7 protein-coding genes are annotated in these 5,074 nt (G+C 68.3%); 1 reads left to right on the top strand and 6 read right to left on the bottom strand.

The window, feature by feature from the left end; translation table 11 throughout:
* On the bottom strand, positions 1 to 640 hold a 640-nt coding region (locus FFS20_RS17640), incomplete at its 3' end, for a CoA pyrophosphatase (protein ID WP_137827075.1).
* Positions 637 to 1,377: an endonuclease III gene (gene nth, locus FFS20_RS17635; protein ID WP_171007138.1), complete on the bottom strand. Its 741-nt coding sequence runs from the start codon at positions 1,375 to 1,377 to the stop codon at positions 637 to 639. The genes FFS20_RS17640 and nth, both read right to left, overlap by 4 nt.
* Before the next feature lie 198 nt (positions 1,378 to 1,575).
* Here nth and FFS20_RS17630 point away from each other — a divergent pair, with 198 nt between their 5' ends.
* Complete coding sequence (locus FFS20_RS17630; protein WP_137827074.1) at positions 1,576 to 2,253, top strand: Crp/Fnr family transcriptional regulator; 678 nt, start codon at positions 1,576 to 1,578, stop codon at positions 2,251 to 2,253.
* 156 nt (positions 2,254 to 2,409) lie between these two features.
* On the opposite strand, the gene FFS20_RS17625 is transcribed toward FFS20_RS17630, so the two are convergent.
* Genes FFS20_RS17625 through FFS20_RS18045 form a run of 4 tightly spaced genes read right to left on the bottom strand, consistent with a single transcriptional unit; the run spans position 2,410 to position 4,794 of the window.
* Positions 2,410 to 3,174 (bottom strand): MBL fold metallo-hydrolase, encoded by a 765-nt coding sequence (locus FFS20_RS17625; protein ID WP_137827073.1) that lies wholly within the window; start codon positions 3,172 to 3,174, stop codon positions 2,410 to 2,412.
* Positions 3,171 to 4,145, bottom strand: a complete 975-nt coding sequence (locus FFS20_RS17620) for a hypothetical protein (RefSeq protein WP_137827072.1) — start codon at positions 4,143 to 4,145, stop codon at positions 3,171 to 3,173. Before FFS20_RS17620 ends, FFS20_RS17625 begins: the two co-directional genes overlap by 4 nt.
* Complete coding sequence (locus FFS20_RS17615) at positions 4,135 to 4,608, bottom strand: RidA family protein (protein WP_137827071.1); 474 nt, start codon at positions 4,606 to 4,608, stop codon at positions 4,135 to 4,137. The genes FFS20_RS17620 and FFS20_RS17615 overlap by 11 nt, the downstream gene beginning before the upstream one ends.
* 30 nt (positions 4,609 to 4,638) lie before the next feature.
* On the bottom strand, positions 4,639 to 4,794 hold the full coding sequence (locus FFS20_RS18045) for a hypothetical protein (RefSeq protein ID WP_171007136.1): 156 nt from the start codon (positions 4,792 to 4,794) through the stop codon (positions 4,639 to 4,641).
* Between the last annotated feature and the right edge of the window lie 280 nt (positions 4,795 to 5,074).

The raw sequence follows: 5,074 nt of genomic DNA, 5'->3' as shown, positions 1-5,074 counted from the left end.
GTGCGAGGTCGGGGCGGGAGAAACTGCCGCGGTTGGCCGGGGCGACGAGGTCGGCGATGGCGACGCGGTAGACGGAGTACGACTCGGCTTCGTCCATGACGGCGACGACACCGGGCACCGCCCAGTAGCCGATGACGGGGGTGACCTGGAACTTGCTCACGGGGATGTAGAGCGGCTCGAGCTGGCCGAGGACGTCGACGCTGGCCGGGACGATGCCCGCCTCCTCTTCGGCTTCGCGCAGGGCTGCCGCGATGAGGGAGTCGTCCTCGGGATCGCGTCCGCCCCCGGGGAAGGCGACCTGACCGGGGTGGTGGCGCAGCGTGCTCGCGCGCTGGAGGAGCACGAGGTCGACGTCGGCAACGCCTTTGTCCGCCAGAGCCGGCAGCACGTCGCGTCCGGCGGCGGTGCGGGGCTTCCCGCCGCGCCCGAAGAGCATGAGGACGGCGGCGTCGCGGACGACGGCATCACCGCGGGTCTTCGCCCGGCGCAGCCACAGCGGCGAACCCTTCGAGGCGGCGAGGCGGGTGAGCTGATCGCGCAGCTCGGCGTCGGCCGGGCTGTCACTGCCCGCCGCCTCGGCGCCGGTCGACTCCGATGCCGAGCGGTCGGCGTCATGGAGCCCGTGGAGAAAATCGCTCATGCCAAGGGCGCCATCTCGTATCGGAACATCTCACGGGCCTTCTCGGGGTCGAGTTCGCCGATGCCGAACGACGGGCACAGGGTCATGAGCGGGCAAGCTCCACATGCGGGTCTGCGGGAGTGGCAGATGCGACGGCCGTGGAAGATCACCCGGTGCGAGAGCAGTGTGAGGTCCTTGGTCTCGAAGAGTCCGGCGATGTCCTCTTCGGCTTTGACCGGGTCCGTCTCCGTCGTCCACCCGAACCGGCGGGCCAGGCGGCCCATATGGGTGTCGACGGTGATGCCCGGGGTGTCGAAGGCGTTGCCGAGGACGACGTTCGCCGTCTTCCGTCCGACACCGGCGAGCTCGACGAGCTCCTCCATCGTCCGCGGCACCTCACCGTCGTATTTGTCGACGAGGTCGCCGGCGAGCTTGACGATGTTGCGGGCCTTCGCCCGGTAGAACCCGGTCGAATGGATGAGCTCCTCGACCTCGCCGAGGTTGGCCACCGCGAGCGCGTGCGCGTCGGGGAAGGCGGCGAAGAGTCCGGGGGTGACCGAATTGACGCGGATGTCCGTCGTCTGTGCGGAGAGCACGGTGGCGATGAGGAGTTGGAACGGGGTCGCGAAGTCGAGTTCGACCTGGGCGTTGGGGTACACCTCGGCGAGGATCCGGTTGATCTTCCGGGCACGTCGCTTCTTCCCCAGCGGGGTCTCCTTCGCGAACTTCCGCGCACTCTTCTCTGCCACCGTCAACACGACTCACCATCCTAATCCGCGGGAATCGAAACCGCAGTTGTCCCGCTCACACATGAAGGGACCCAAGCGAGGCAGTCTCCAGGAAACGACAACAGACCCTCATATTCCTCATTCATCCGCCCACACGCGCGCATTTGGTGGTATAGGTACCCTTGACCAGGTAGATTTATGTGTGGAGACCATCACAAGGAGGACATTGTGGATACAGAAGTTGTGCGGGGCGCAACACTATTTGCCGGACTCGATGACGAATCGACGAGCGCGCTGATGAAGTTCATGAACCCGCGGAGCCTCCGCCGGGGCACCGTGCTCTTCCACGAAGGCGATGCCGGAGACGAGCTCTACATCGTGTCCACCGGAAAGCTCAAGATCGGCCGCGAGTCCTCCGACGGCCGCGAGAACCTGCTCTCCGTCGTCGGACCGGGTGAGATCATCGGCGAGCTCAGCCTCTTCGATCCGGGTCCGCGCTCCTCCACCGTCACTGCGGTCTCCCAGTCCGAGCTGCTCAGCCTCAAGCATGAGGACCTCACGACGTGGCTCAAGGATCGTCCGCAGGCGGGACTCAACCTGCTCAAGGCCCTGGCCCAGCGCCTGCGCCGGACGAACGAGACCGTCGGCGACCTCGTGTTCTCCGACGTTCCCGGTCGTGTCGCCAAGGCGCTGCTCGACCTTGCCGCGCGCTTCTCGAAGCCGGCCCCCGACGGTGTGCTCGTCGCGCACGACCTCACCCAGGAGGAGCTCGCCCAGCTCGTCGGCGCCTCCCGTGAGACCGTGAACAAGGCTCTCGCCGACTTCGCCGCCCGTGGCTTCATCCGCCTCGAGGCGCGCTCGGTCGTCATCCTCGACATGGAGCGCATGCGCAACCGCGCCCGCTGACCACACCCGCAGGCCCCCGACCGGCCTCCAGAGTGAGACGAACGCCCCGACAGCTGTCGGGGCGTTCGTCGTCCGTCCGATCGGTTCGGGTCCCTCTGTGAGCGTCATCGTCGCCCGTCGGTGGTGAGTCACCCGAGGCGGTCGCCCGCTGAGACTCTACGCATCCTCGGCAGAGAGCTCACCGAGGTAGCTGAGCTGGGCGCGCACGATCTGCTCGGCGGCGCCGCGGACGCTGGGATCGACGTCATGGTAGACGACGTCAGTGACCTCAGCCGCCGTCGTCGCACCCTGGGCGAGGGCGGCGCGGACTTGGCCGATGCGCTCCTGCCGGTGGGTGCGGTAGTGGTCGATCACCTCGGCGGGATCATCGATCGTCGGACCGTGCGCCGGTTCGATCCGGGTGTACTCACCGGCATCGAGAAGCGCACGGAGGCGATCGAGGCTGGCGAGATAGTCGCCGAGCGAGCCCTCCGGGTACGTGACGATCGTCGTCCCCTCCCCGAGGATCGTGTCGCCGCTGAAGAGGACACCGTCGTGGAGGAGGCTGATGCTGTCGCTCGTGTGCCCAGGGGTCGCGACGACCTCGAGGACATCGGCAGGACCGCTGCCGAACGCGATCCGCTGCCCATCGCGCACCGGCGGGGTGTGCCGGGCGAATCGGTCGAGCACCGCATAGACGGGCACCTCGGGCGCCCACTCGTCGACGGACCCGAGCATCTCGGAATGATCGGCGTGCTGGTGGGTGAGGACGATCGCGGACAGTCTTCGGTCCCCCACCTCGGCGAGGATGGCCTCCCGGTGCTCCGCCAGCTCCGGCCCCGGATCGATGACCACCGCCGAGGTGTCATCGGCTGAGGAGATGACGTACGTATTGGTCCCGTTCAGGGTCATCGGTGAGGGATTGTTCGCACGGATCCTCATGTGTCCTCGTTCTCCTCGTCGACGACTGCTTCGTCGTCCTCGCCGCCCAGGCTCATCAGGCTCGGGCTCTCGTCCTTCTCGTCGTCGCCGACGGCCACCTCGTTGTCCCGCAGCGTCCCCTTGCGGTGGAAGTCACGGCGCGGTTGGATGACGAGCCGCCATTCCCCGTTCTCGTCGATGATCTCCGGGCGCAGCGGGTGGATGTCGCGGACCTGCGCCATGGCGGCGCCGACGCTGTGGACGGGCACGAGGCTTTCGACGATGAGGCGCGTGCTCGCGCTGATCCGGTTCGGATCGTCGGCGGCATCGGCGAGGATCTCCTCGGGCCGCTGCCACCGTCCCGAGCTCTCGTTCGAGGTGAGGAAGTCGACCTCCTGACCGAACGGCACCGCGGCGAGGAAGTACGTCGTGTCGAAACGGTGCAGCTGCGTGGCGGTGTTGATCCACCGCATCCACGGCTTGAGCAGATCCGGGCGCAGCTTGAGGTCGCGCTCCCGCAGCACCTGCGTCCAGCCGATCTCGTTCGACAGGAGCTTGTACCGGACGGACTGCCAGTCCGTCTGCGGCGAGGCGACGAGGTCATGGTCGACGTTCTCCGCGAGCATGACGCCGGTCGCGGCGAACGCGACCCGTGCGGCCGCCGAGAACTGCTGCAGGGCCCGCGACTTGTTCTCCAGCGCCAGCGTCCGCGCACAGCGCGTCGACTTCCACCCGGTCACCGGAACGTTGCGCAGATCGGTGGGCCGCAGCTCCCCCACCGGGTAGGCCAGCCGGTTCCGGTCCTCGACCCCGCGCACGTCGAGCTGGCGGGTCACGAACGTCTCGAGCCCCTCCCGGGTGTCCCGGACGAGGATGATCGCCGAGGCGGGACGTGGCGGTTCAGGGACCGGCCGCCGCCCCTCGGTGCGCCAGAGATCGAGCAGCCAGGTCAGCTCCGAGGAGACGGGCAGGTTGCGTCCGCTAAGCGGCATCGTCCTCGACCTCGACGACGACCTCGACCTCGACGGGCGTGCCGAGGGGCAGAGTGTTGACGCCGACAGCGCTGCGCGCGTGCTGGCCCTTGTCGCCGAAGATCTCACCGTAGAGCTCGGAAACGCCGTTGATGACGGCCGGCTGCTGGGTGAAGTCGTCGGTCGAGTTGACGAAGCCGGTGACCTTGACGACGCGGACGATCTTGTCGAGATCCCCGATCACCGAGGCGATGGCCGCCAGGGCGTTGAGCCCGGCGATCCTGGCCAGCTGGTAGCCGGTGTCGACATCGACCTCGGCGCCGAGGTGGCCCGTCGTCGGCAGGGAGCCGTCGACGACCGGCAGCTGACCCGAGGTGTAGACGTAGTTGCCGGTGCGCAGCGCGGGAACGTAGACGCCGGCGGGCGCGGCGACCGTCGGCAGCTCGAGGTCGAGCTCGGCGATGCGGTCGAGCACTTTCGACATGGGTGGTCTCCTTCGACAGGGTGCGGTGGGTCAGGCCTTGGGGCGCTTGAGATAAGCGACGAGTCCGTTGTTGTCCGGTCCGGGCACGACCTGCACGAGCTCGTATCCGTCCTCACCCCACTGGTCGAGGATCTGCTTCGTCGCGTGGACGATGAGCGGAACGGTGGCGTATTCCCACTTGGTCATGGCTCTCCTTGCCTGGTTGTCGTCACCCGGGTCGCCCGGGCGGGATCGGGCGTCGCCGGTGCCCGGAGGACCCGCGCCGACGCCGCTCCCCACACTAGCGGAGATGGGCCGGGCGTGGGGCACCGCCGACATATGCGAAGCGGGGCGAGACGACATGGTCTGTCGTCTCGCCCCGCTGGGTCGGGCTCAGTTGCCGCCGAGGCCGGGAGCTTCGTCCCCGCCGCCGTCGCCTCCGCCGCCGGTGTCCCCACCGCCGCCGTCGCCTCCGCCGCCGGTGTCC

This window comes from Brevibacterium sp. 2SA, from assembly GCF_005502845.1.
GTDB lineage: Bacteria > Actinomycetota > Actinomycetes > Actinomycetales > Brevibacteriaceae > Brevibacterium.
Note: the sequence above shows the minus strand (reverse complement) of the source record. Positions and strands in the feature narration are given on the sequence as shown.